Annotated in this window: 21 protein-coding genes; 20 read left to right on the forward strand and 1 reads right to left on the reverse strand. The window is 66.3% G+C overall.

The annotated features are described in order from the left end of the window. Nucleotides 1-260 precede the first annotated feature (260 nt). Nucleotides 261-1,121: a 2OG-Fe(II) oxygenase gene (locus ACCQ10_RS03800; RefSeq protein ID WP_372362273.1), complete on the reverse strand. Its 861-nt coding sequence runs from the start codon at nt 1,119-1,121 to the stop codon at nt 261-263. Between the two features lie 187 nt (nt 1,122-1,308). Here ACCQ10_RS03800 and ACCQ10_RS03805 point away from each other — a divergent pair, with 187 nt between their 5' ends. From ACCQ10_RS03805 to ACCQ10_RS03900, 20 genes are all read left to right on the forward strand, one after another. Then, the gene (locus ACCQ10_RS03805) at nt 1,309-2,781 is read left to right on the forward strand and encodes a beta-helix domain-containing protein (RefSeq protein WP_166743848.1); all 1,473 of its coding nucleotides are present in this window, start codon (nt 1,309-1,311) and stop codon (nt 2,779-2,781) included. A gap of 77 nt (nt 2,782-2,858) precedes the next feature. Beyond that, nucleotides 2,859-5,507: a TonB-dependent receptor domain-containing protein gene (locus ACCQ10_RS03810; protein WP_372362274.1), complete on the forward strand. Its 2,649-nt coding sequence runs from the start codon at nt 2,859-2,861 to the stop codon at nt 5,505-5,507. Nucleotides 5,508-5,665: 158 nt separating this feature from the next. Then, on the forward strand, nt 5,666-6,481 hold the full coding sequence (locus tag ACCQ10_RS03815; protein WP_372362275.1) for a type II secretion system protein N: 816 nt from the start codon (nt 5,666-5,668) through the stop codon (nt 6,479-6,481). Continuing rightward, nucleotides 6,478-8,556, forward strand: coding sequence for a type II secretion system secretin GspD (gspD, locus tag ACCQ10_RS03820; RefSeq protein WP_372362276.1), 2,079 nt, complete (start codon nt 6,478-6,480; stop codon nt 8,554-8,556). Before ACCQ10_RS03815 ends, gspD begins: the two co-directional genes overlap by 4 nt. A 4-nt stretch (nt 8,557-8,560) precedes the next feature. Continuing rightward, nucleotides 8,561-10,048 carry a type II secretion system ATPase GspE gene (gspE, locus tag ACCQ10_RS03825; protein ID WP_372362277.1) on the forward strand — a complete coding sequence of 496 codons (1,488 nt, stop codon included), beginning with the start codon at nt 8,561-8,563 and terminating at the stop codon, nt 10,046-10,048. Next, nucleotides 10,035-11,237: a type II secretion system inner membrane protein GspF gene (gspF, locus tag ACCQ10_RS03830; RefSeq protein ID WP_372362278.1), complete on the forward strand. Its 1,203-nt coding sequence runs from the start codon at nt 10,035-10,037 to the stop codon at nt 11,235-11,237. The genes gspE and gspF overlap by 14 nt, the downstream gene beginning before the upstream one ends. A gap of 27 nt (nt 11,238-11,264) precedes the next feature. Next, nucleotides 11,265-11,729, forward strand: coding sequence for a type II secretion system major pseudopilin GspG (gspG, locus tag ACCQ10_RS03835; protein ID WP_372362279.1), 465 nt, complete (start codon nt 11,265-11,267; stop codon nt 11,727-11,729). A 42-nt stretch (nt 11,730-11,771) separates the two neighbouring features. Then, the gene (locus ACCQ10_RS03840) at nt 11,772-12,242 is read left to right on the forward strand and encodes a GspH/FimT family pseudopilin (protein ID WP_372362280.1); all 471 of its coding nucleotides are present in this window, start codon (nt 11,772-11,774) and stop codon (nt 12,240-12,242) included. Further along, nucleotides 12,226-12,606 carry a type II secretion system minor pseudopilin GspI gene (gene gspI, locus ACCQ10_RS03845; RefSeq protein ID WP_372362281.1) on the forward strand — a complete coding sequence of 127 codons (381 nt, stop codon included), beginning with the start codon at nt 12,226-12,228 and terminating at the stop codon, nt 12,604-12,606. The genes ACCQ10_RS03840 and gspI overlap by 17 nt, the downstream gene beginning before the upstream one ends. After that, nucleotides 12,603-13,205: a type II secretion system minor pseudopilin GspJ gene (gspJ, locus tag ACCQ10_RS03850; protein ID WP_372362282.1), complete on the forward strand. Its 603-nt coding sequence runs from the start codon at nt 12,603-12,605 to the stop codon at nt 13,203-13,205. The genes gspI and gspJ overlap by 4 nt, the downstream gene beginning before the upstream one ends. Further along, a complete protein-coding gene (gene gspK, locus ACCQ10_RS03855; RefSeq protein ID WP_372362283.1) occupies nt 13,202-14,194 on the forward strand; it encodes a type II secretion system minor pseudopilin GspK in 993 nt (330 codons plus the stop codon). Before gspJ ends, gspK begins: the two co-directional genes overlap by 4 nt. Continuing rightward, a complete protein-coding gene (gene gspL, locus ACCQ10_RS03860; protein WP_372362284.1) occupies nt 14,191-15,291 on the forward strand; it encodes a type II secretion system protein GspL in 1,101 nt (366 codons plus the stop codon). The genes gspK and gspL overlap by 4 nt, the downstream gene beginning before the upstream one ends. Beyond that, nucleotides 15,288-15,746 (forward strand): type II secretion system protein M, encoded by a 459-nt coding sequence (locus ACCQ10_RS03865; protein ID WP_372362285.1) that lies wholly within the window; start codon nt 15,288-15,290, stop codon nt 15,744-15,746. Before gspL ends, ACCQ10_RS03865 begins: the two co-directional genes overlap by 4 nt. Before the next feature lie 5 nt (nt 15,747-15,751). Continuing rightward, nucleotides 15,752-16,465, forward strand: a complete 714-nt coding sequence (gene gspN, locus ACCQ10_RS03870) for a type II secretion system protein N (RefSeq protein ID WP_372363048.1) — start codon at nt 15,752-15,754, stop codon at nt 16,463-16,465. Nucleotides 16,466-16,852: 387 nt separating this feature from the next. After that, the gene (locus ACCQ10_RS03875; RefSeq protein WP_372363049.1) at nt 16,853-17,575 is read left to right on the forward strand and encodes a GntR family transcriptional regulator; all 723 of its coding nucleotides are present in this window, start codon (nt 16,853-16,855) and stop codon (nt 17,573-17,575) included. Nucleotides 17,576-17,618: 43 nt separating this feature from the next. Then, nucleotides 17,619-18,893, forward strand: a complete 1,275-nt coding sequence (locus tag ACCQ10_RS03880; protein ID WP_184439384.1) for a sugar MFS transporter — start codon at nt 17,619-17,621, stop codon at nt 18,891-18,893. Between the two features lie 40 nt (nt 18,894-18,933). Next, nucleotides 18,934-20,001, forward strand: coding sequence for a LacI family DNA-binding transcriptional regulator (locus ACCQ10_RS03885; RefSeq protein WP_039414088.1), 1,068 nt, complete (start codon nt 18,934-18,936; stop codon nt 19,999-20,001). A 6-nt stretch (nt 20,002-20,007) separates the two neighbouring features. Continuing rightward, on the forward strand, nt 20,008-21,036 hold the full coding sequence (locus ACCQ10_RS03890; RefSeq protein ID WP_372362286.1) for an SIS domain-containing protein: 1,029 nt from the start codon (nt 20,008-20,010) through the stop codon (nt 21,034-21,036). Nucleotides 21,037-21,038: 2 nt separating this feature from the next. Further along, entirely contained in the window at nt 21,039-22,193 is a 1,155-nt protein-coding gene (gene nagA / locus ACCQ10_RS03895) for an N-acetylglucosamine-6-phosphate deacetylase (RefSeq protein WP_372362287.1), read from the forward strand. Between the two features lie 553 nt (nt 22,194-22,746). Next, nucleotides 22,747-25,416 carry a TonB-dependent receptor gene (locus tag ACCQ10_RS03900; RefSeq protein ID WP_372362288.1) on the forward strand — a complete coding sequence of 890 codons (2,670 nt, stop codon included), beginning with the start codon at nt 22,747-22,749 and terminating at the stop codon, nt 25,414-25,416. Nucleotides 25,417-25,462 lie beyond the last annotated feature (46 nt).

Here is a 25,462-nt window from a genome sequence, read left to right on the forward strand (position 1 = left end):
AGGGCCCTTGCCCGCCCACCATCGCAGGACACGCTGCAAGTACGTCCTTATAAGCTCCGTGGCGGCATCCATGCCGCCAAGGGTCCCGCGACGGTGGGCGGGCAAGGACCAGTCACGATGGTCGGTCCGCAGCGTTTTCGACAAGCAATCGACAAGCGGCGTGACGCGGTGTCTTTGCCGTGGAGCTGATCTAGTCCTCTGGACAAGTCGTCGGCAGCGCGGCAGTTCCATGGCGACCGCATACGGAAGGATTGTCGTTGTCAGACGGGCATGCGTACCGGGCGCTCGCGCAACCACTTGGTTGCCACCCACTTTTCGCCGGCCAATACGGGGGCGCCGGCATGCAGGCTACGCGTCATCGGGTGTGGGCGGTCGTAGCTGAAAAACACTGCGTTACCTTTCACTGCGGAAACGTCCAGATGCACGTCGGGGAAGCGGGTGGCACCACCGCGTTCGGGCGTGTTGAGGTACATCACCAGCGACGCGACGCGTTGACCGCCGGCCTGCAGCAACACCGGCGTGCCCGCGGCGTCGGGGTCGAAGTAATCGTAGTGCGGCTGATATTCCGCACCGGTGACGTAGCGCAACACCTGAAGGCCTTCGCCGTGGTCCACCGGCCAATCGAGCAGGCGCGAGATGCGCGCTTCGATGCTTCGGCAAAGTGCATCCTGGCCAAGCTGCAGGCACATGCTGTGGCTGGTGCGTGCGGCATGCACGATCTGCGCGCCGTTGCGGTTGTCTACCGTACGTGAGCGCACCAGGTGCGGTTGTGCGAGTGCGATCAGTGCATCGCATTCGGCATCGGACAGGAACTTCTCCAGCACTACCACGCGCGGCAGCAGCAGGCTGATCAGTACGCGCACCTGGCGATTGCCCAGATCCAGTAGCGATGCATCGTCGTGTTGCAGCAGTGCGGGTACGCGCACCGGCAAGGGCAGGCCGTTTGCCTGTGCGTGTTGCTGGATATGGGCGCGCACCAGCGTCTCGACTGCATCGATGGCGTCCTGCTCGTTCCAGCCCTGATCGAGCAACGGCTGTAGCGTTTGCTCGGGTGGTTGGCCGGCCACGGCCTGCGCAACGATCCAGTCGGCCAGTGCTGGAGCAATCGGGAGGGATGTCATCCCGCCACAGTGCATGCCGAGGTGTGTCAGTGGTGTGTCAAATGTGTCGTGGTAAGACAAATGCAACAGACGGCCCCTATAACGGTGACGGGGATCTTGAACGTGCTCGCCACTGCAGTGAGCGGAACGCAACCAATTCTTGACGACTCCTCTTCATACCGGACCTTTTGACCTGGAGATCAGCCGCATGTCCGTTCGCAATAGCAGCAAGACACTTCTCATGACGTTCGGGACCGCGCTGGCATTGTCTGCCTGCGGTGGCGGTGCCGACCGTGTCGCGTCGCCGGGCGAAGGCGCGTTTCCGCCCGCACCGGCGCCCGCACCGACGCCGGCGCCCACGCCTGCACCGACGCCTGCACCCACACCGACCGGCCCGGCCGCGGATTGCCCGACCGGCTTTTCCAACGTGGGCACCATCGCCAACAACACGCTGCGCTCGTGTCAGTTGCCGGAGACCATCACCGGCAATCTGGTGGTGCCGGCCCGTGCAGGTACGGCGTATTCGATCAGCGGGCGTGTCAACGTCGGCACCGATCGCGGCGGCAATGCCACCGCGCCAGCGGCCGGCAGCACGCAGGGCATCCTGACCATCGAACCAGGCGTGACCTTGTACGGTTCTGCCGGCAGCGACTACATCGTGGTCAACCGCGGCTCGCAGATCTTTGCCGAAGGCAGCGCCACCGCACCGATCGTGTTCACTGCGCGCCAGGCGCTGGATGGCACGGTGAGCGCCAACACCATCGGCTTGTGGGGCGGCATCGTGGTGCTGGGGCGTGCGGCGATCAACAACTGCCCGGGCACCACCGTGTCGGGCACACCGGAGTGCCAGGCGCAGGTCGAAGGTACCAACGCGTTCTACGGCGGTAACAGCGCAACCGACAACAGCGGCTCGCTACGCTACCTGCGCGTGATGTATTCGGGCTTTGAAATCTCGCCCAACAACGAGCTGCAGGGCATCACCCTGGCCGGCGTGGGCAGCGGCACGCGCCTGGATTACGTGCAGATCCACAACAGCTCCGACGACGGCATCGAATGGTTCGGTGGCACCGTCAACGGCAGCCACATCGTGATCACCGGCGCCGACGACGATTCGCTGGATACCGATGCCGGCTGGAGCGGCGCCCTGCAGTACGGCATCGTGGTGCAGCGCGCCGGTGGCGGCGACCGCATGAACGAGTGGAGCAGCCTGCGCCGCCAGCCGTATTCGCGCCCGAAGGTGGCCAACTTCACCTACGTGGGCAATGCGCGCGCCGGTGCGGCGATCATGCTCAACCAGGGCACCCAGGCAGCGTTCTACAACTCGGTGTTCACCCGTCCGGCCGGCGGCACCGGCGATGGCCTGGTGTGCCTGAACATGGCCGACGCCGACACCGCGGGCACCTTCCACTCGGTGTTCTTCGCCTGCCCGACGGCATTCGGCAGCGATGCGCGTGCAGCCAGCCAGTTTGCAGCCGGCACCAACAACGTTGCCAACGGCGTGTCCACGCTGCAGAACACCTTCATCAATGGCGCCAACGAAACCGCAGTGCCGGCGTTCCAGGGCTTGAACGGGGTGAGCAGCTTCTTCCAGCAGGTGAACTACATCGGCGGCGTGCGCGATGCCAACGACACCTGGTGGCAAGGCTGGACCTGCGGCCTGACCGCCGATCGTCCCTGCTGAGGCACCGCCTTGCGCGGCGGCCCGACGCCGCCGCGTGATGCGTCCCGCTTCATCTTTCTGTTGCCAGGGCTCCCACGATGCGAACCTCCACTGTTGCCCGTCTCTCGCGGACGGGCCTGTCTCTTTCCATTTCCACCTTGCTGATGTCCGGCGCCGCACTGGCGCAGTCGACCACCAGCGATGCTGCCGGCGGCAGCAGTTCCAGTGCCGCCATTGCGCCCAAGCAACTCGACCAGGTCGTGGTGCGCGGCGAGTACATTCCCGAACCGATGCTGCAGACCTCCGAAGTGGCCTCGTTCGTCACCCGCGAGGACATGGAGCGCACCGGCGACAGCAGCGCGGCGGTGGCGTTGACGCGCGTCACCGGGCTGAGCCTGTCGCGCGGCAAGTATGTGTATGTGCGCGGCCTGGGCGAGCGCTATTCGTCGGCGTTGTTCAACGGCTCGCCGTTGCCCAGCCCCGAGCCAATGCAGCGCGTGGTGCCGCTGGACCTGTTCCCCAGCGACGTGCTGCAAAGCGTGACCGTGCAGAAGACCTATTCGGCCGATTATCCGGGTGAATTCGGCGGTGGCGTGATCGATCTGCAGTCGATGACGGTGCCGGACAAGCCCTTCCTGTCGCTCACCGTGGGCGGCGGCGCCAATAGCGTCAGTACCGGCGAGAAGGGCCTGACGTATTACGGCTCCGGCGACGACGAGTGGGGCTTTGATGATGGCACGCGCAAGCAGCCGGGCGCGTTGCGCGATGCGATCGGCAGTGGGCGCCGCGTGGACCTGGGGAATTTCTCGCGTGAGGACATCCGCCGCATCGGGCGCAGCATGAACGACGCCAACCTGTATGTGCTGCAGGAAAAGGACAGCATTGCCCCGGACGTCAACGTGGGCGGCAGCGCCGGCTACAGCATGGACGTGGGCGAGGCCAAGCTGGGCATCGTCGCCGTTGCCAGCTACGACAACGAATGGCGCACGCGTACCGGCAAGCAGCAGGACGGCATCTTTGTCGGCGACAGCGTGGAGTTCAATTCCAACTACGATTTCGCCACCACCCGCAACAACGTGCGCAGCAACGGCATGCTGGGACTGGGCTGGGAATACGGGCGCCACAAGATCGGCTGGACCACCTTGTATGTGCACGACGCACTGAAGGTGGCGCGCAGCCGTGCCGGCCGCGATGAGCTGGCAGGTTTCGATGTGCGTGACGACAACACCGAGTGGTACGAGCGCCAGCTGATCAACAACCAGCTGCTCGGCTCGCATGCGTTCGGCGAATACGATGACCTCAAGATCGAATGGCGCGCCGCAGTGGCCAATGCAAGCCGCGATGTGCCCTACGAGACCGGCATCCGCTACGAGTTGCTGGATGGCTACTGGGCGCACGACGCGTCGCGCGTGCAGAACTACACGCGCTTCAGCAAGGTCGATGACACCGTGGCCAGCGGTGGCGTGGATGTCACCTGGCGCCTGCCGATCGAACACGACCTCACCATCAAGGGCGGCCTGGCGTATCTGGACAACGACCGCAGCGCGTGGAGCCGCGAATTCCGCTTCCTGGCGCTGGATGGCCCGCTGCCGTTCCTGAACCAGTATCAGCGCGTGGACTATCTGCTCTCCGACTACAACCTCAGCAACGACCTGCTGCGGCTGCGCGAGACCACCGGCAGTTTCGGTGCGGCCGCCTACGACGCCACCTTGAAGGTGAAGGCGGCGTACCTGCAGGCCGAAGGCGAGATCGTGCCGACCCTGCGGGCCACCGTGGGCGTGCGTTACGAGGACGCCACCCAGGCGGTGCATCCGTACGACATCTTCACCGGCGCGCGGCAGGACAGCGTGGCGCCGCTGCAGAACAGCTACGCGCTGCCCTCGGTGACGGTGACCTGGAATCTTGCCGAGAACCAGCAGCTGCGCTTCGGTGCCTCCAAGACCATTGCGCGGCCGCAGTTCCGCGAAATGGCGCCGCAGCAGTATCTGGACCCGGATATCGACCGCCAGTTCTTCGGCAACCCGTTCCTGGTGGACAGCGAGCTGGTCAATCTGGATGCGCGCTACGAGTGGTTCTTCGAGCCGGGCCAGTACGTCACCATCGGCGCCTTCTACAAGGACATCGACAAGCCGATCGAAGCCATCGTCAACGACGCGCCCGGCGGCGGCATCGTGCAGAGCTTCATCAATGCGCCCAAGGCCACGCTGTACGGTGTGGAGCTGGAGGCCAAGAAGTACCTGGACCTGCCGATCGCCGCGGACTGGTGGGGCGACAAGCGCGTGTTCGTGTCCGGCAATTACACGCGGACCACCTCGGAGGTAAGCGCCAGCGCCGGCGACACGGTGCAGCCGTTCGGCTTCAGCGCACCGGTGCAGGCCAACCTGTTCATTCGTGATGGCTCCGCACTGCAGGGGCAATCGGATGACATCGCCAATCTGCAGATCGGCGTGGAAAGCGAGAGCACGCACAGCCAGGCCACGTTGATCGCCAATTACGTGGGCGAGCGGGTATCGGCGCGTGGCCGCCCCGGCCAGCCGGATTACATCGACAAGCCCGGCACGTCGCTGGATCTGGTGATCAAGAAGGGCCTGGTGTGGTCGGGCGATACGTTGTCGGTGAACGTTGCCGCACGCAATCTGCTCAAGACCAAGTACCAGGAGTATCAAAAGCTGGGCAGCAACCGGGTGGACCTGTACACCTATCAGCCCGGCATCAGTTATGACATCAGTGTGACCGCACGCTTCTGAGCCGTCGCACGCGTCCGTCACCGCAAACGCCCGTCGTGCCACGCACGGCGGGCGTTTGCGTTCTGCCGCACGTCGGCCTGTGCCGGCCTGTGTCACCGCTTTCTTCGAACTGACACATTGCTGCCGCATTCTGTCATCCGTTCGCAATCCTGAGACGGATGTCTGCTTTGCAGCGCGTATTACCCCCCTTGAATGCCGTCATGTCGCTGCGTGGTGTACGCACGGCCGTGGTCTGCGCGCTGGCCGTCCTGCTGGCGGTACAGGCGCTGCGGCTGGTGTGGCTGGTGGTCACGCCGATCGGCCCGTTGGGCACGCGACTGCCCGCCATCGAGGCGACATTGGATCTGTCTGCGCTTGGCCGCGACGTGTTCTATCGCAACGTCGGCGACGCCAGCAGCGATGGGATCGTGCTGCATGGTGTGCGCGCCGGTGACACGCACGCGGCCGCCTATCTCAGCCGCGGCGACGGCAGACAGGGCGCCTACCGGGTCGGCGATGCGGTGGTGCCCGGTGTGGTGGTGCAGGCGATCGCTGCCGACCACGTGCTGCTGCGCACCGGCAGCGGCGTGCGCCGGCTGGGGTTGATCGACGCTGCGCCGCAGGTGCCCGCCTCGACGACACCGGTAGCGGGCACGACAACAGCAGGCACCGCCGCTGCGGTGATGTCGAACGTGGGCAACGCCACCAACGCATCCGCCGCCGCTGCCGTGGACCCGCAGCAGTTGCTGAGCTCCGCCGGCTTACGCGCAAGCGAGGACGGCAGCGGCTACACGCTCATTCCGCGCGGCGATGGGGCATTGCTGCGACAGGCCGGCCTGGCCGCCGGCGACGTCCTGACCCAGATCAACGGCCGCACCCTCGATGCCGAACACCTGCGCGAGCTGCAGGACGAGCTACGCGATGGTCAGGCGGCCACGCTGACCTACCGCCGCAACGGCCAGACCCACACCATGACCCTGAAGCGCCCGCAATGAGTGCCGTTCGTCCCCTCTGGCTGATGACGGCCACCTTGTTGCTCGCGCTGCCCGCCATGCCGGTCGTATCGCTGCGCGCGGCAGATGCGCCGGCCGTGCGCCTGCAGGATGTGGACCTGCGCGCCTTCATCCAGGATGTGTCGCGCGCCACCGGCATCACCTTCATCGTGGACACGCGCGTGCAGGGCACGGTGAACGTGGCACGTGCGCAGGCGATGTCCGAGGCCGATCTGCTGGGCATGCTGCTGGCGGTGCTGCGTGCCAATGGCTTGATTGCGGTGTCCAGCGGGCCGGCGACCTACCGCATCATTCCCGACGACACCGCCGCGCAACAGCCCGGCAGTGCGGCCGATGGCAATCTGGGGTTCGCGACGCAGGTGTTCACCCTGCAGCGTGTGGATGCGCGCAGCGCCGCAGAAATCCTCAAGCCGCTGATCGGGCGCGGTGGGGTGATCATGGCGATGCCGCAAGGCAACAGCCTGTTGATTGCCGATTACGCCGATAACCTGCGCCGCATCCGCACCCTGGTGGCGCAGATCGATACCGACCGCGCGGCCATCGACACGGTGACGTTGCGCAACAGCTCGGCGCAGGAACTGGCGCGCACGCTGACCACGTTGTTCGGGCAAGGCGGCGAGCGCAGCAATGTGCTGTCGGTGTTGCCGGTGGACAGCAGCAACTCGTTGATCGTGCGTGGTGACCCCGCACTGGTGCAGCGGGTGGTGCGCACCGCACTGGACCTGGACGAGCGCGCCGAACGCCGCGGCGATGTCAGCGTGGTGCGGCTGCAGCACGCCAGTGCCGAGCAATTGCTGCCGGTGCTGCAACAGCTGGTCGGGCAGACCCCGGGCAATGAGGCGCAGCCCGGGCAGGACACGCGCTCCAACGCGGTGGATGTGGCCAATGCAGCGGGCGCCGCGCAGACGCAGGTGATCACCCCGGCCGCTGGCAAGCGCCCGGTGATCGTGCGTTACCCCGGCTCCAACGCCCTGATCATCAATGCCGACCCGGAAACCCAGCGTGCGCTGATGGAGGTGATCCGTCAGCTGGACGTGCACCGCGAGCAGGTGCTGGTGGAAGCGATCGTGGTGGAGATCTCCGACACCGCCGCCAAGCGCCTGGGCGTGCAGCTGCTACTGGCCGGCCGCAACGGCACCGTGCCGTTGATCGCCACGCAGTACAGCGGCGCGTCGCCGGGCATCGTGCCGCTGGCTGCTGCGGCCGCCGGTACCCGCAGCGGCAATGCCGATGACGATTCGGTGCTGGAACAGGCGCGCAATGTGGCCGCGCAATCGCTGCTGGGCTTGAGCGGTGGCCTGATCGGGCTGGCCGGGCAAAGCAACGATGCGGTGTTCGGCATGATCATCGATGCGGTCAAGAGCGACACCGGCTCCAACCTGTTGTCCACCCCGTCGATCATGACCCTGGACAACGAACAGGCACGCATCCTGGTCGGCCAGGAAGTGCCGATCACCACCGGCGAAGTGCTGGGTGCGGCCAACGACAACCCGTTCCGCACCATCCAGCGCCAGGACGTGGGCGTGGAACTGGAAGTGCGCCCGCAGATCAACACCGCTGGTGCCATCACCCTGGCGATCAAGCAGGAAGTCTCGGCCATTGCCGGGCCGGTCAGCGCGCAATCCTCGGAGCTGGTGTTCAACAAGCGCCAGATCGAAACGCGCGTGGTGGTCGAGAATGGTGCCATCGTCGCGCTCGGCGGCCTGCTCGACCAGAACGACCGCCAGACCGTTGAAAAGGTGCCGCTGCTTGGCGATGTGCCCGGGCTGGGCGCGCTGTTCCGGCACAAGTCGCGCAATCGCGACAAGACCAATCTGATGGTGTTCATCCGCCCGACCATCATCCGCGACGCGGCCGATGCGCAGCGCGTGACCGCGCCGCGCTACACCTATCTGCGCGATCGCCAGTTGGCCGATGGCGACCCGGAAGCCGCGCTCGATGCGTTGGTGCGCGACTACCTGCGCGCGCAGCCGCCGCAGCTGCCGGCCGCGCCATCGTCGGCCGTGCCCGCACCGACAACAACGCCTGCGCCCGGCGCGCGTCCCGCGCAGCGCTGATGCCATGAACACCGCGCGTGCCAGCATTTCCTACGCGTTTGCCAAGCGCCACGGCGTGGTGCTGCTGGGCAGCGACAGCGCCGCGCAGATCGGCCTGCGCGAAGGCGGCGACGTGCAGGCGCTGATCGAGCTGCGGCGTGCGCTGGGCATGCCGTTGCAGGTGCGCACGCTGGCGCCGTCGGTGTTCGACCGGCATGTGTCGGAGATCTACGCCGATGCCGGCATGGAGCAGGGCGTGCAGGTCGAGGCGCTGGACCTGCACGGCAGCCTGGATTCGTTGATCGACGACATCCCCACCGCCGATCTGCTCGACAGCCAGGACGATGCGCCGATCATCCGCCTGATCAACGGCATCATCGCCGAGGCCGCCCGCCTGGGCGCCTCGGACGTACATCTGGAATCCTACGAATCGCGGCTGCGCGTGCGCCTGCGCGTGGATGGGGTGATGCGCGAGGCGGCCACCTTGCCCGGACGCATCGCGCCGTTGCTGGTGTCGCGGGTCAAGGTGATGGCGCGGCTGGATATCGCCGAAAAACGCATCCCGCAGGATGGCCGCGTGTCGCTGGTGATGGGCGCCAAGGCACTGGACGTGCGCGTGTCCACGCTGCCGACGCGCAGCAGCGAGCGGGTGGTACTGCGCATCCTGGACAAGGAGCAGGGCACCTTGTCGCTGGCCCAGCTGGGCATGCCACCGGCGGTGATGCACACGGTGCAGCGCGCCCTGCAGGTGCCCAACGGCATCGTGCTGGTGACCGGGCCGACCGGCTCGGGCAAGACCACCACGCTGTATGCGGCGCTGAGCCTGCTCAACGATGGCTCGCGCAACATCCTCACTGTCGAAGACCCGGTGGAATACGCCATCGATGGCGTCGGCCAGACCCAGGTCAACGCACGTGTGGGCATGACCTTCGTCGCCGGCCTGCGCGCCATCCTGCGCCAGGACCCGGACGTGGTGATGATCGGCGAGATCCGCGACACCGAGACCGCACAGATCGCAGTGCAGGCCAGCCTCACCGGTCATCTGGTGCTCTCCACCGTGCACACCAACGATGCGGTGGGGGCGGTCACGCGCCTGCGCGACATGGGCATCGAACCGTTCCTGCTGGCATCGAGCCTGCGGCTGATCCTGGCGCAGCGGCTGGTGCGGCGCTTGTGCCCGCACTGCCGCCGCGAGCGCACGATCGATGCGGGTACGCGCCAACTGCTGGATGCGCCTGCCGACGCATTGATCTACACAGCCGTGGGCTGCAGCGTCTGCCATCACAGCGGCTACGCCGGGCGCGTAGGCATCTACGAAGCCATTGCGGTGGACGATGCGATGCGCCGCCTGATCGGCGACAACGCCGACGAAGACGCGCTGGCGAAGGTGGCCTTCGCGCGCGCGCCGCAGCTGGGCGATGCCGCACGCGCCGCCGTGTTGCAAGGCCTGACTACGCTGGAAGAAGCGCTGCGTGTGACTCGTCAGCAGGACGACGCGCATGCCGCAGTTTGATTACACCGTGCTCGATCTGCAGGGGCGCAACCGGCACGGCGTGATCAGCGCCGACAGCGTGCAAAGTGCGCGTACGCAGCTGGAGCAGCGGCATTGGGTGCCCGTGCGCGTGGAAGCGGCCGCAGCGACAGCCGGCACGGCCGTGCGCGCAGCGCGCTTCAGCGGCAAGGACCTGGTGTTGTTCACCCGCCAGCTCTCCACCCTGGTGGAAACCGCGCCACTGGAAGAAGCCCTGCGCACCATCGGCACCCAGTCCGAACGCCGCGGCGTGCGCCGGGTCACCAGCCAGACGCATGCGCTGGTGCTTGAAGGGTTTCGCCTGTCCGATGCGATGGCACGGCAAGGTAGCGCATTCCCGCCGCTGTACCGCGCCATGGTGGCCGCCGGCGAAAGCGCGGGCGCCTTGCCGCAGGTACTGGAACGCCTGGCCGACCTGCTGGAACGCCAGGCGCAGGTCCGCAGCAAGTTGCAGTCTGCACTGGTCTATCCCGCCGCACTTGCATTGACGGCCGGTGCGGTGGTGATCGTGCTGATGACCTTCGTGGTGCCCAAGGTGGTGGACCAGTTCGATTCGATGGGCCGCGCCTTGCCCTGGCTGACGCGTGCGGTGATCGGCGTGTCGCAGTTTCTGCTGCATGCAGGCGTCCCGTTACTCCTTGCGCTGGTGGTTGCGGCGGCGGCCACGTTGCACATGCTCAAACGCCCGGCGCTGCGCCTGGCGGCAGACCGCGCGCTCTTGCGTGCGCCCCTGCTGGGCCGGTTGATCCGCGATCTGCACGCCGCGCGCATGGCACGCACGCTGGCGATCATGGTCAACAGCGGCCTGCCGTTGATGGAGGGCCTGATGATTGCCGCGCGCACCGTGGACAACCGTGCGTTGCGGCTGGCCACCGACAGCATGGTCACCGCGATCCGCGAAGGCGGCAGCCTGGCCGCGGCGATGAAGCGCGCGGGGGTGTTTCCACCGACGTTGCTGTACATGGCCTCCAGTGGCGAAAACAGCGGGCGCCTGGCGCCGATGCTGGAGCGCGCCGCCGATTATCTGGAACGCGAATTCGAGTCGTTCACCACCGCCGCGATGAGCCTGCTGGAGCCGGCCATCATCGTGCTGCTGGGCGGGGTGGTGGCGGTCATCGTGCTGTCGATCCTGTTGCCCATCCTGCAATTCAACACCCTCGCGCTTGGTTGAGCGCGGCCGTTTCTTCCGGAGATCCTCATGCAGTCCATTCAATGCCGTGCACGCATCGACGCACTCACCCCGCACAAACGTGCGCGTGGCTTCACCCTGGTCGAACTGATGGTGGTCATCGTCATCATCGGCCTGCTCGCCACCGTGGTGATGATCAACGTGATGCCCAGCCAGGACCGCGCGATGGTCGAGAAGGCACGCGCCGACGTGGCAGTGCTGGAACAGGCGCTGGAAACCTACCGCCTGGACAACCTCAGCTACCCGAGCACCGAACAAGGGCTGCAGGCCTTGCTCAACCCGCCGAGCGGATTGACGCGGCCGGAGCGCTATCGACAGGGCGGCTATATCCGCCGGCTGCCGGAAGACCCGTGGGGCCACGCCTATCAATACCGGCGTCCGGGTCGCAATGGCGGCTTCGACGTGTATTCGTTTGGCGCCGATGGTGCAGAGGGCGGCGATGCCGACAACGCCGATATCGGCAACTGGCGCTGAGTGCCGACAGTACCTGCCACTGCACAGCCACCATCCATGTGCATGCGAGTGCACGCGGCGCCAACGCACGCGCGCGGCTTTACCCTGCTCGAAGTGCTCGCGGTACTGGTGATCACCGCGCTTGCCAGCACGCTGGTTTTGATGACGTTGCCCGATACGCAGCGCAATCTGCACGATCACGCCGATACCCTGGCCAGCGCGCTGATGCAGGCACGCGATGAGGCGATCATGAGTTTGCGCATGGTAGAGGTCAGTATCGATGCCGGCGGCTACGTGTTCCGTCGCCAGGCGCAGCAGCGCTGGATCGCATTGGATGAAACGCCGTTCGCAGCCATGCGCTGGCCGGACGGCATCCAGGCGCAGTTGCCTGCCGGCAGCGAGCGACTGAGCGTGCGTTTCGATCCCACCGGCGCGGCGACGCCGCAACGCATCGCATTAGCGGATGGTCGGCAGCAGATGCAGGTGGTGGTGGATGCCGCCGGTGTGGTGCAGGTCGATGCGCCCTCTCGCTGAGCCACGCGCATCTGGCGGATTTTCGCTGCTCGAACTGATGGTCGCGCTGGCGATCTTCGGCATGGCGGTGGTCGGTCTATTGAATCTGTCCGGCGAGAGCACCCGCACGGCGGTGGTGCTGGAAGAGCGTGCACTGGCTGCGGTGGTAGCAGAGAACCAGGCGATCGAGGCCATGCTGTCGCCCGCTGCTGCCTTACGCGCACCAGCGAACGGCCAGGCAGTGCTCGGCGATCGCCGCTGGCAGTGGCAACGCCAGTCGATGCCGGCCGGCGCTGCAGGCCTGTTGCGGGTCGAGGTGCGCGTGCGCGCCGCAGGCCAGGCGCAGGAAGTGGCCAGCCTGAGTGTGTTGCGGAGTGTCGAATGATCCGCAGGCAGCGCACGCGCGGCTTCACCTTGATCGAACTGCTGGTGGCTCTGGCGGTATTCGCGCTGGTGGCCGCAGCGGCGGTGGTGGTGATGCGGCAGAGCATCGATCAGCGTGATGCCGTGCGCGTGCGCCTCCAACAAATCCGCGATTTCCAGCTTGCGCATGGCTTGCTGCGCAGCGACCTGCAACAGGCCGCAGTGCGCCGCACCCGCAACAGCGAGGGCGGTGCTGCCCGTAGCGCATTTGTCGCAAGCGCGCCGGGGACGCAGGGGCCGTTGTTCGGCTTCGTGCGGCGTGGCTGGAGCAATCCGGACCAGTTGCCGCGTGCGTCGCTGCAATACGTGGAATACCGCGTGGTGGATGGGCGGCTGGAGCGCAGCGCACGCCCTGCGCTCGACGGCGCAACCGCCGGCACGCCGCAAGTGCTGTTGCGCGGTGTGCGCTCGGCAGTGGTGGCGTTCCATTACCGCGCGCAGTGGAGCGATGGCTGGAGCGGCGGACTGGAAGCAGTGCCGGATGCGGTCGCGCTGGAGCTGGAGCTGGAACACTGGGGACGGGTGCGCCAGCTGTTCCTGCTGCCGCAGGGGCGCACATGAGCACACTGCACGTCCCTGCCAGGCAACGGGGCGTGGCCTTGCTCACGGTGTTGCTGCTGGTTGCAGTGATGACCTTGCTGATGGCCGCCGTGCTGGACGACCTGCGCTTTGGGCTGCGCCGTAGCGGCAATGGCGCGGCGATGACGCAGGCGCAGTGGTACGCACTGGGGAGCGAGACCGTCGCGCGCCAACGGCTGCAGGCCATGGCAAAGCGCGATCCGCTGCGCACCACCCTGGACGGCGGCTGGAACGACCAGCCGATCCGCTTTCCGTTGGACGACGGTGCCGTGAGCGTGCGCCTGCGCGACCGCGGCGGCTGCTTCAATCTCAACAGCGTGGTCGTCGGTGCGCCCGAGCAATGGCAGCGCAGCGATGAAGGTGCACGTCAATACCGCGCCTTGCTCGAAGTGATGGGCATCGCTCCGCAACAGGCGCAGGCGCTGACCGATGCGCTGGTGGACTGGATCGACAGCGACGCGCAGCCCGGCGCGCAAGGGGCCGAAGACGACCGCTACCTGCAGGCGGCCGTGCCGCTGCGCACAGGTGCGACCTTGCTGGCCGGCGTCAGCGAACTGCACGCCATCGTCGGCTATACGCCGCAATTGGTCGCGCAACTGCAGCCGTACGTGTGTGCGCTGCCGGAAGGACGCCTGTCGCCGATCAACGTCAACACGCTGCGTCTGCAGGATGCGCCGGTGCTGGTGGCGCTGACCGAAGGCGCACTGGGCCTGCCGGCCGCACGTCGCGTGATTGCGGCGCGGCCGCCTGGTGGCTGGCGCGATGCGGCGGTGTTCTGGAGCGCACCGGCATTGCTGCAGGTGTCGCTGCCGGATGCGGTGTACCAGCAGATCGAACTGCGCACTGCATATTTTTCGCTCTTCAGCCAGGTCGACCACGCCGGGGCGCAGGTCATGCTGGAGGCTTTATTGCAGCAGGATCCTGCCGGCCGCGTGCGGTTGGTGGCGCGTCAATGGAGTTCCGACCAATGAGTATCACCCTGGCATTGCTGCCAGCCGATGCAGCTGCGCCGCTCACACGGCTGCACGTAGATGCGCACGGGCACGCAAGGTTGCACGCGGTAGGGAGCGAGCAGCCCGCCGCTGCCACGCAGACGGTGTTGGTGGTGCCCGGCGCGGATGTGCATCTGCGCTGGATGCGCGTGCCCGGGCGCAGCATTGCGCAATCGGTAGCTGCGGCACGCCTGCAACTGGCTGAGCACCTGGCGGTCGACGGGCAGGCTTTGCACGTGGTCATTGCCGACCAGGCAGACAGCGATGGCGAACGCTTGGTGGCGGCCGTGGATGCAGACATCATGCGGCACTGGCTGGAGCGTGCTGCCGGCTTGGGCATCGTGCCCGATTGCGTGGTACCGGACTGCCTGCTGCTGCCGGAGGCAGCGCCCGGTCAGCCGCCCACGCTGGTGGGCTGGGACGGCCGTTGGTTGATGCGCGGCAGGCGCCTGGCCTGCAGTCTGGAACCATCGCTGGCGGCCGTGCTGCTTGCAGCACTGCCGCAATCACCGCAATCACCGCAATCACCGCAGGAAGACCCGCAGCACGCCATCGCGCACTTCGCCCGACACGCCGCAAGCGTGCCGATCAATCTGCGTCAGCAGGGCTTTGCCGTGCCAACGCCACAACGCGCACGCGGTAGCCGGCGCACGCTGGCCTGGCTGTCCGGGCTACTGCTGGTCTCGCCCGTACTGCTCATGCTTGCCCAGAACCTGCGTTACGAGATCGGCGCGCAGCGACTGCAGCGAGCCGTCGCGCAGCTGCCCGGCGCCACCGACGACAGCGGCAGGCGCGGTGCCTCGACCGCGGCACGAGGTGCGAATCAACCGGATGCATTCGCCGCGCAGCTCGCGGCGCTGTTCGCCGCAGTCGATGCCGTGCCTGGCGCAGCGTTGGATGCGCTTGTCTATCAAGATGGCAGGCCCTTGCGCGTCACGGTGTTGCATAGCGATGCCGCGCAACTTGAACACATCACCGCTCAGCTCAGCCGTGCCGGCTGGCAACTGCGGCCCGGCACCAGCCAGACCCAGGACGACCGCATGCAGACCCCTCTTGAACTGGAGCCGCCACGATGAGCGCGCTGCAACGGATGCATCCGTGGTGGCAGGCGCGTGCGCCACGCGAGCGCATCATGCTGACGGTCATGCTGCTTGCGATCGCGGCGTTCATCGCGTGGTATGCGCTGCTGGTGCCGTTGCGCCACTGGCGCCTCAGCGCGCAAGCGCGTTACGACCAGGCCGCAGCGGCGCTGCTCATTGCGCGTGCCTCACAGCCCAGCGCTACAGTGGCCGCAGTCCCGCTTGCGCGTATCGTGCAACGCGCGCAGGAGGCCGGCATCTTCATCACCCAGCAACGTCGCGGTCCCACAGGTGCGCTTGAATTGCAGATCGATGCCGTTGCCGGCCCAACCTTGTTCGCCTGGCTGGAGCAGCTGCGCCAGCGCGACGGCGTGACGCCAGCCGGGCTGGACATCCGGCGGCACGACGGCCAGCTGCAGGTGCGTTGCCGCCTGACGGGCATCGCACCGTGAGGGTGGTGCGCTGGATGCTGCTGAGCGGTGTGCTGCTGGTGGCTGGCGTGATCGCCACCTTGCCGCTGCGCCTGGTGCTGCCTGTCGACACGCTGCCGTTTGCCGCACTCGAAGCGCAAGGCTCGATCTGGAACGGCAGCTTGCGTGGGGTGACCTGGAATGCGCTGGAGGTGGGCGATGTGGACGTGCACCTGCGCCCGCTGCCCCTGCTGCGCGGCGAGCGCCAGGTGCAGCTGCGCTCGGCCACTGCGCAGCTGGTTGCCGTGCAGGGGGCACGGCACGGCGTGGAGCAGGCCAGCGGGCGCCTGCTGCTGCGTACGCCGGGCGGCGTGCAGCTGCTGGACCTGGCGATCGACCTGCGCGCCGTGCGTGCGGTCTTCGATGCCAGCCACTGCCTGCAGGCCGGTGGCGACGTCGCCGTGCAGGTGATCCCCAACGACGGCGGCGCGGCCGCCGGCGTGCTGTCCCTGCGGCTGCGTGGCACCCCGCGCTGCGTGGACGATGCCGTGGTGTTGACGCTGACGCCCGACGATGGCCTGCCGGCAGGCGTCCAGCTCGGCGCAGAGCTGCGCCTGCAGCGCGATGGCCAATGGCAGTGGCGCACCCAGGTCGACCCCGGCAGCGACAGCGACAGCGCCCTGCAACTGGGGTTGCAACTGCTCGGCTTTACCCGGACCCCGGAACGCTCGCTGGTCCGGCTGGATCAGGGGCAGTTGTAGATCACGCGCAGGCTTGGGTCATCCCGCTGCCTGACCATGCACTACGCTTTGGATCGCATGGTCAGCACCTGCAGGGCAGGGCGCCCCTGGCGATCTGAAATTGGTCTGATCCGAATGCGGCGATGTACGGCCGCGCGTCGCCCTTCGTCCCGCTCGCCGATCCCGAAACAGGCACCGAAAAGGCAGACCACGGACCCACCGCGCCGTAATCAGCAGTTCATTGCCCCAGGTGCGGCGGTGCCTGGCCGCCGCGGGCCGAAACCACTCTACCCGACCAGCCAGGGACAGGGCTGGTGCGCTGGCGTCGATTGGTACTATATTGGACCTATCGAATTGGGCGGGCAGGATTCAACAATGGCCAAGGCCAAGGCGGATGCCGACAAGCGACTGGACGACCTGCAGCTGGACGCATCCGCGCCGACCCCGCTGTACCTGCAGTTGGCAGGGAAGCTCACCGACGCCATCCGTGGCGGGCAATGGAAGGCCGGCGAGGCGCTGCCGGCCGAGCGCCAGCTGTGCGAGCGCCTGCAGATCTCGCGGGTGACCCTGCGCCAGGCGGTGGATGTGCTGGTCGAACAGGGCCTGGTCTCGCGCCGGCAGGGCGCCGGCACCTTCGTCACCACCCAGATCCAGCATCAGCTCAGTGGCCTCACCAGCTTCAGCGAGACGCTGCGCATCAAGGGCTACGAACCCGGCACGCGCTGGCTGGAGCGGCGGCTGCGCCCGGCACACGGCGAAGAAATCCTGCGGCTGGGGTTGTCGCCGGATGCGGCGGTGGCCTCGCTCACGCGTTTGCGCAGCGCCGACGACCGCGTCATGGCCTACGAGCACGCGGTGCTGCCGCAACGCATCGTCGCCGACCCGCAGCAGATCGGCGATTCGCTGTATAGCTACCTGGATGCGCAGGGCACGCCGGTGGTGCGCGCGCTGCAGTATTTCCGCGCGATCAATCTGCCGGCGCGGCTGGCCGACCACCTGCGCATGAAGACCGGCGAGGCGATCCTGCACGTGGTGCGCGTGGGCTATGCCCGCGATGGCAGCGCGATCGAATTGACCGACACCTATTGCCACAACGATTTCTACGATTTCGTCGCCGAACTGCGCCGCTGACGCCGACGGCATCCCCCACGACAACCTCAGAGCCCGCCGATCCATGACTACCGCCAGGCCCGCAAATCCCGTTGTCTCGATCGCCATCGTCGGCGTGCTGTTTTTCATCATCGGCTTTTTCACCTGGATCAACGGGCCGCTGATCACCTTCGTGCGGCTGGCGTTCGACCTCAACGAGGTCAACGCGTTTCTGGTGCTGATGGTGTTCTACCTGTCGTACTTCTTCCTGGCCTTGCCGTCGTCGTGGATTCTCAAGCGCACCGGCATGAAGAAGGGCCTGGCGCTGAGCCTGGTGGTGATGGCGGTGGGTGCAGCCGGCTTCGGCCAGTTCGCCACGCAGCGCTGGTATCCCGGCGCGTTGGCGGGGCTGTTCGTGATCGGTAGCGGCCTGGCCTTGCTGCAGACCGCGATCAACCCCTACATCAGCATTCTCGGGCCGATCGAAAGCGCCGCGCGCCGCATCGCCCTGATGGGTATCTGCAACAAGATCGCCGGCATCCTGGCGCCGATCCTGATCGGCTCGCTGGTGCTGCATGGCATCGGCGATCTGTCCGCGCAGGTGGCCAGCGCCACGCCGGCCGCCAAGGAGCAGTTGCTCACCGCATTCGCGGCCAAGATCCACGCGCCGTATCTGGTGATGTCCGGGGTGTTGCTGGTGCTGGCCATCGGCGTGCTGTTCTCGCCGCTGCCCGAGCTCAAGGCCTCCGAAGCCAATGCCACGCCAGGCGCGACTGGCGTGCAGAAATCCAGCATCTTCCAGTTCCCGCACCTGTGGCTGGGCGTGCTGTGCCTGTTCGTCTACGTGGGTGTGGAAGTGATGGCCGGCGATGCCATCGGCACCTACGGCCACGGCTTCGATCTGCCACTGGACAGCACCAAGCTATTCACCTCCTACACGCTGGGCGCGATGTTGCTGGGCTACATCGCCGGCCTGGTGCTGATCCCCAACGTCATTTCGCAGGCGCGTTACCTGAGCGTGTCGGCGGTGCTGGGTGTGCTGTTCTCGCTTGGCGCCTTGCTCACCCACGGCTACGTGTCGGTGGGCTTCGTGGCTGCGCTTGGGTTTGCCAACGCCATGATGTGGCCGGCGATCTTTCCGCTGGCCATTCGCGGGCTGGGCCGCTTCACCGAAATCGGCTCGGCGTTGCTGGTGATGGGCATTGCCGGCGGCGCGATCATTCCGCAGTTGTTCGCCATTCTCAAGCAGCACTACGACTTCCAGGTCGTGTTCGCTGCGCTGATGGCGCCGTGCTATCTGTACATCCTGTTCTATTCGCTGCGCGGTCACCGCGTGGGCCTGCCGGCCCAGGCCAAGTGAACCAGCCAGCATGATGCGTTCCGACGAACAAGGCACACCCATGCGCAGGCCCACCATCAAAGACGTCGCCGAGCGCGCCAAGGTCTCGTTGAAGACCGTGTCGCGGGTGATCAACAACGAGCCCTCGGTGATGCAGGCCACGCGTGCACGCGTGCTGCGTGCCATTGCCGACCTCGACTACGAACCCGACCCGTCCGCGCGCAACCTGCGCAGCGGCACGCCGTTCGTGATCGGCCTGGTCTACGACAACCCCAACCCGTACCACATCATCGGTATCCAGAACGGCGTGCTGGCTGCCTGCCGCGAAACCGGCTTCGGCCTGCAGATCCATCCCTGCGATTCCACCTCGCCGCTGCTTGCCGAAGAACTGGCCGAATGGGTGCAGCGCTCGCGCCTGGCCGGCGTGGTGTTGACCGCGCCGATGTCCGAGCGCCCGGAACTGCTCGCCGGCCTGGCCGCGCGGGGCATCAAGAGCGTGCGCATCATTGCCTCCACCGAAGACCCGGGCGATGGCCCGTGCGTCTACATCGACGACCGCGATGCCGCCTATGAAATCACCGAGCATCTGATCCAGCTCGGCCATCAACGCATCGGTTTTCTGTGGGGTGGCCCGCAGCACCGCTCCAGCGGCGAGCGCTATGCCGGCTACGAAGCGGCGTTGAAGGACTACGGCATCAACCTGGACAAGCATCTGGTGATTCCCGGCGACTACACCTTCGACGATGGCTTCCGTGGTGCGCGTCGGCTGTTGTCGTTGCGCGAGCCGCCCACGGCCATCTTCGGCAGCAACGACGAAATCGCTGCCGGCGTGCTCGCCGCGGCCAAATCCACCGGCATGAACGTGCCGTACCAGCTGTCCATTGCCGGCTTCGAAGACAGCCCGTTCTCGCGCCAGTCGTGGCCGGCATTGACCACCGCCAAGCAGGCCACCGAAGACATCGCGCGGCATGCCGCACGCTTGCTGATCAGCCAGTTGCGCAGCGATGCCTACGACGACCAGCCTGCGCAATTGCAGAACCGCGGCTTCGTGCCGCAACTGGTGGTGCGCGGCTCCACCGCGCCGGCGCCTGCGTCCACCGGCAAACCCCTCCCCCCCGAATCCGCCTGAGCCACGATGAGCCTTCCCACCGAAACCGACACCTTGATGTTCCGCGAGGCGGCGCAGACCGCCGATGTGGTTGCTGCACAGTTCGCGCGTAACGCCGACACCATCGCCGCGCTTGCGCAGTCGCTGCGCGACAACCCGCCACCGTTCGTGGTGACCTGCGCGCGCGGCAGCTCCGATCATGCCGCCACCTACGCCAAGTACCTGTTCGAGACGCAACTGGGCATCGTCACCGCTTCCGCCTCGCCGTCGGTGGGCTCGGTCTATGCAGCGCCACTGCAACTGCGTGGCGCGCTGTACATCGTGATTTCGCAATCGGGCAAGAGCCCGGACCTGCTGCGCAATGCCGAAGCCGCCAAGGCCGCCGGCGCGCGCGTGGTCGCCCTGGTCAACGTGGAAGATTCGCCGCTGGCGCAGCTGGCCGATGTGGTGATTCCGCTCGGCGCGGGCCCGGAAAAAAGCGTGGCCGCCACCAAGAGCTATCTCGCCTCGCTGGCCGCGGTGCTGCAGCTGGGCGCCGTTTGGAAGAACGACCCGGCCCTGCTCGCGGCAGTGGATGTGTTGCCGCAGCAACTGCGCAATGCCTGGCAGGCCGATTGGTCGGCACTGACCACCGGTTTGACGCCCGCGCACAACCTGTTCGTGCTGGGCCGCGGCCTGGGCCTGGGCGCGGCGCAGGAAGCGGCACTGAAGTTCAAGGAAACCTGCGGCCTGCATGCCGAAGCCTACAGCTCGGCCGAGGTCAAGCACGGGCCGATGGCATTGGTTGGCCCGGGCTTTCCGGTGCTGGTGTTCGCGCAGCCGGATGAAACCGGCGCCGGTACCCGCGCGCTGGCCGAAGAATTCCGCGCACGCGGTGCGCAGGTGTGGCTGGCCGCGCCCGATGGCGATCTGCCGCTGGCCGACGCCGCGCATCCTGCCTGCGCACCGCTGCTCACCGTGCAGAGCTTCTACCGCGCGATCAATGCGCTGGCGCTGCAGCGCGGCCATAATCCCGATCTGCCGCCGCACTTGAACAAGGTTACGGAAACCGTTTGAACATGGATGCTTCCCGCACTCAGGCATTGTGCAACGCACGCGTACTCACCGACGACGGCCTGCAGGATGGCCTGGCCGTATTGCTGGACGGTGCGCAGATCCAGGCGATCGTGCCGGCCGATGATGCACGCGTGGCGCAGGCGCACACGCGCGTGGATCTGGGCGGCGCCACCCTGCTGCCGGGCTTCATCGACATCCAGGTCAACGGCGGCGGCGGGGTGTTGTTCAACAATGCACGCGACCCGCAGGCATTGGCCACGATCGCCGCGGCGCATCGCCGCTTCGGCACCACTGGCATGCTGCCCACGTTGATCAGCGACACTGCCGAGGTGATGGCCGAAGCGATCGATGCAACGCGTCAAGCCATCGCTCAAGGCGTGCCCGGCGTGCTCGGCATCCATCTGGAAGGCCCGTACCTCAGCCCAGCGCGCAAGGGCACGCACGACGCGCACAAGTTCCGCGTGCCGGACGCGCACGAGATTGCAGTCGACACCTCGCTGGACAATGGCGTCACCCTGATCACGCTCGCGCCCGAGCGCGTGCCGCTGGACGATATCCGTGCCTTCGTTGCCGGCGGCGCGATCGTGTTCGCCGGCCACACCGCGGCGACCTACGAGCAGGCACGCGACGGGATTGCGGCCGGCGTCAGTGGTTTTACGCATGTGTACAACGCGATGTCGCAACTGGCCGGACGCGAACCCAACGCAGTCGGCGCGGCGCTGGAAGACCCCAATGTGTGGTGCGGCGTCATCGTCGATGGCGTGCACGTGCATCCGGCCAGCCTGCGCGTGGCGCTGGCGGCCAAGCCGCGCGGCAAGTTGCTGCTGGTCACCGACGCCATGCCGATGGTCGGCAGCGACAGCCCCAGCTTCGACCTGTATGGCGAAACCATCACTGCGGTGGACGGCGTGGTGCGCAATGCCGATGGCGCACTCGCCGGCTCCGCACTAGACATGGCCACCGCCGTGCGCAACAGCGTGCAATGGCTGGGCGTGGACGTGGCCGAAGCCGCACGCATGGCATCCACCTATCCCGCGCAATGCATCGGCCTGGGCGACCGCCTGGGACGCATCGCGCCGGGCTACCAGGCCGACCTGGTGCTGGTGGATGCCGAGGTACAGGTGCTCGGCACCTGGATTGGCGGGCAGCGGGAGTAAAGCGTTGCGCTTGCTCCGCGCGACCACGCGCGGCGTTCATGGCGTGTCGCATCGTCGCGAACCTTCGCCTACGTCGCAGTGCGGCGTCTCTTCAGCGTCGCTACGCATTGCCGACGCTTCATGCACACCACACTGCGCGCGTGCAGACTCTGCGCCGCACCATTCGTGCGCGCAGCGGTGTGGCAACAGGCTGCAAGGCCAACGGTCGGCACGCGCGCCGAAAGCAGTGAGACGACGGTCACGCGATCATCCAGATATCTGCGCAAAACACGCTGTTTGAGGCATAAAAATCCGCGTTCGTGCGGATGAGTTGACAGTGCCGCTTACGAAAGGCACCTTCGTTGATGACGTTGTCAGCGAAGAGATTGCTCCACGTCCGAGAAAACATTGCCGGCCGCGCATCTTGCGGCTTGGCGCTACCCGCGTGCCGTCATCGAATGCGGGTGGTCGCTCGTATCCGGTACAGGGGACGGATTGCGGGCATGACGCGCGCGTCGCGCGTCGTTGCGCAACCAGACGGTTGCCATCCGACAACAGTCATGAGGTCTACGCAATGCTGTCTCCCCGTATGTTCGCTTCGTCCCGTCGTGTGCAAGTGCATGCGTCCATCGCTGCGTTACGCCGCTCTCCATTGAGTGCTGCCGTCAGGCACTTGCTTGTCGGTGGCGCGACCTTCGCCTGCGTTGCAGCGCTTCCAGCATTCGCGCAAGAACAGCCTGCACCTGCGCAGCAACAGCTCCCTACACAAACCAATCCATCGGTCTCCACCCTGGACGAAATCAAGGTGGTGGGCTACCAGGCCAGCCTGGGCAAGGCGCTCAACGTCAAGCGCAATGCCGATGCGATCGTGGATGCGATCAGCGCCGAGGACATCGGCAAGTTCCCTGATACCAACGTGGCCGAATCGTTGTCGCGCCTGTCCGGCATTACGGTGGATCGCCAGTTTGGCGAAGGCGAAAAAGTCAGCATCCTGGGGACCGATCCGGCGCTCAACCGTGTGCTGCTCAACGGCCAGACCATCGCGTCGACCAGCTGGGGCGGCGACCCCAACGACCCGGATAGCCGCTCGTTCAACTACAGCACGCTGGCGCCCGAAGTGGTGGGGCTGATGGAGGTCTACAAGACGCCGGAAGCGCGCATCGACGAAGGCTCCATCGGCGGCACGGTGATCGTACACACGCGCAAGCCGCTGGACCTGGAGCGCAATACGCTGACCGGCACGGTGAGCTACGGCTACAACGACCGTTCCGAGGAGGGCAAACCCAACGCATCGGCGCTTTACAGCTGGAAGAACCAGGACGAAACACTTGGCGTGCTCACCTCGGTGATGCATTCGCAGCGTGTCCTGCGCCGCGACGGTGTGGAGATCTTCGGCTATGACGATGTCGCCGGTGCCGGGTTTCCGCCGGGTGTGGTCGGCAACAACACCGGCGTGTTTCCCACCTCGATCAATACCGCGCTGTTCCAGCAGACCCGCAAGCGCGACGGCGTCAGTGCGGCGCTGCAATGGAAGCCCGATGCCGACTTCGAGCTCAATCTGACCGGTTTGTACGTCAAGGAAAGCTTCGACAACTACAACCAGAGCCGCTATGGCTACTGGGGCTCCAACCCTGGCGATGCGCAGGCACTGGGCTTCGAAAATGGCGTGGCCACCTCTGGGACGTTCGGCGATCAATCCACCACATTCCTGGATGGCTACCTGCGCAACAGCGATGTCACCACCGGCAGCATCCACCTGCGTGCAGACTGGCATGGCGATGGCTGGAATGCATCGAGCCAGGTCGGTTACACCAGCTCACAAGGCGGTGCCGAGCGCATCTACGGCATTCAGTTCCGTAACCTGGCCGGCTACAGTTACAACATCGACGGGCGCCGCACCGCGATGGACTACAGCACCGACCCCACCAATGCAGCGGCGATGCAGCTCAACAGCGCCTCGGCCAGCCATAGCCCGCAGTACGACAAGGAGCGTTACCTGCAGCTGGACTTCGACCATGCGGTGGAGTGGGGGCCGTTCACCCAGATCCTCACCGGCATCAAGCTCACCAACCACGCCACCGGGCAATCGTCCTACAGCCGCACCTGGGCACCGAACGATGGCAGCACGCTGGCCGATTTCTCGCCGGGCATCACGCCATCGAGCTACCTGGACGGCCTGTCCACCAGCGCCGACATGCAGCGCTGGTCCACCATCAATCGCGGCGCCATCAGCCAGTACATCAGCGGCCTGGAAGGCGATGATGGGTTGCCGATCAGCTACGCCGGCAACTACAGCATCGAAGAACAGAACCGCGCCTGGTTCCTGCAGGGCAACTTCTCCGGCGCGCGCTATCGCGGCAATATCGGCGTTCGCTACGTGCATACGCGCGACTCCACCGATGGTTTCAGCTACGCACCGGGCGGCGGCTACACACCGGTCAACTTTCTCAGCAGCTACGGCAAATGGTTGCCGTCCTTCAACATCGCCTATGACCTGCGCGACGATCTGCTGCTGCGCTTTGCCACCTCCAAGGTCATTGCGCGGCCGCGCTACACCAACATGACTCCGTATGTGGCCACTGACGACACCACGCTGACGGCGTCCACCGGCAATCCCGGCCTGAGCCCGTACGAATCGACCAATCTGGGCGCTTCGGTCGAGTGGTACTTCTCCGACAGCAGCTTGCTCAGTGGTGAATTCTTCTCGCGCGATATCTCCAACTACATTCTGACCACGGTGCAGGACCGGGTGTTCTTCAACAACGCCACCGGCGGGTCGAGCACGTACCAGACCTCGGTGCCGACCAATGCCGGCGATGCCAAGGTGCAGGGCGTGGCGCTCAACCTGCAGCACAACTTCGGCAACGGCTTCGGCGTGGTGGCCAACTATACGTACTCCGATTCCAACACCGATGGCGATTACAGCCTGCCGTACAACTCGCGCAACGCCTACAACATCAGCCCGTATTACGAGCAGGGCAAATGGAGCGCGCGGGTCAACCTGGGCTGGCGTTCGGAATACTTCACCCAGATCGGCCGGCTCAACGGCCAGCAGATGACCGATGCGTTTACCCAGGTGGATGCCTCGTTCGGTTACCAGGCCACCGAGCGGCTACGCGTGGCGCTGGAGGCCACCAACCTGCTGGATGAAACCTACTACAGCTATATCGGCAACAAGAACCAGCCGTACTACATCTACAAGAACGGCCGCTCGTTCATGCTGAGCCTGAATTTCAAGATGTGATGGAGATGGGGCGGCTGCACGAAGCAGTCGCTCCAGCGTCGGTGCC

This window comes from Xanthomonas sp. NCPPB 1325 (assembly GCF_041477645.2).
GTDB classification, from domain to species: domain Bacteria; phylum Pseudomonadota; class Gammaproteobacteria; order Xanthomonadales; family Xanthomonadaceae; genus Xanthomonas; species Xanthomonas cannabis.

Bases quoted from the DNA above. Each gene is read 5' to 3' on its own strand.
- ACCQ10_RS03890 (WP_372362286.1), top strand. From the start codon at position 20,008: ATGAGCCTTCCCACCGAAACCGACACCTTGATGTTCCGCGAGGCGGCG.
- gspI (WP_372362281.1), top strand. From the start codon at position 12,226: ATGCGCCCTCTCGCTGAGCCACGCGCATCTGGCGGATTTTCGCTGCTC.
- gspG (WP_372362279.1), top strand. From the start codon at position 11,265: ATGCAGTCCATTCAATGCCGTGCACGCATCGACGCACTCACCCCGCAC.
- ACCQ10_RS03885 (WP_039414088.1), top strand. From the start codon at position 18,934: ATGCGCAGGCCCACCATCAAAGACGTCGCCGAGCGCGCCAAGGTCTCG.
- gspK (WP_372362283.1), top strand. From the start codon at position 13,202: ATGAGCACACTGCACGTCCCTGCCAGGCAACGGGGCGTGGCCTTGCTC.
- gspF (WP_372362278.1), top strand. From the start codon at position 10,035: ATGCCGCAGTTTGATTACACCGTGCTCGATCTGCAGGGGCGCAACCGG.
- gspL (WP_372362284.1), top strand. From the start codon at position 14,191: ATGAGTATCACCCTGGCATTGCTGCCAGCCGATGCAGCTGCGCCGCTC.
- nagA (WP_372362287.1), top strand. From the start codon at position 21,039: ATGGATGCTTCCCGCACTCAGGCATTGTGCAACGCACGCGTACTCACC.
- ACCQ10_RS03865 (WP_372362285.1), top strand. From the start codon at position 15,288: ATGAGCGCGCTGCAACGGATGCATCCGTGGTGGCAGGCGCGTGCGCCA.
- gspE (WP_372362277.1), top strand. From the start codon at position 8,561: ATGAACACCGCGCGTGCCAGCATTTCCTACGCGTTTGCCAAGCGCCAC.
- ACCQ10_RS03800 (WP_372362273.1), bottom strand. From the start codon at position 1,121: ATGACATCCCTCCCGATTGCTCCAGCACTGGCCGACTGGATCGTTGCG.
- ACCQ10_RS03805 (WP_166743848.1), top strand. From the start codon at position 1,309: ATGTCCGTTCGCAATAGCAGCAAGACACTTCTCATGACGTTCGGGACC.
- gspD (WP_372362276.1), top strand. From the start codon at position 6,478: ATGAGTGCCGTTCGTCCCCTCTGGCTGATGACGGCCACCTTGTTGCTC.
- ACCQ10_RS03840 (WP_372362280.1), top strand. From the start codon at position 11,772: ATGCGAGTGCACGCGGCGCCAACGCACGCGCGCGGCTTTACCCTGCTC.
- ACCQ10_RS03900 (WP_372362288.1), top strand. From the start codon at position 22,747: ATGCTGTCTCCCCGTATGTTCGCTTCGTCCCGTCGTGTGCAAGTGCAT.
- gspJ (WP_372362282.1), top strand. From the start codon at position 12,603: ATGATCCGCAGGCAGCGCACGCGCGGCTTCACCTTGATCGAACTGCTG.
- ACCQ10_RS03810 (WP_372362274.1), top strand. From the start codon at position 2,859: ATGCGAACCTCCACTGTTGCCCGTCTCTCGCGGACGGGCCTGTCTCTT.
- ACCQ10_RS03880 (WP_184439384.1), top strand. From the start codon at position 17,619: ATGACTACCGCCAGGCCCGCAAATCCCGTTGTCTCGATCGCCATCGTC.
- ACCQ10_RS03815 (WP_372362275.1), top strand. From the start codon at position 5,666: ATGTCTGCTTTGCAGCGCGTATTACCCCCCTTGAATGCCGTCATGTCG.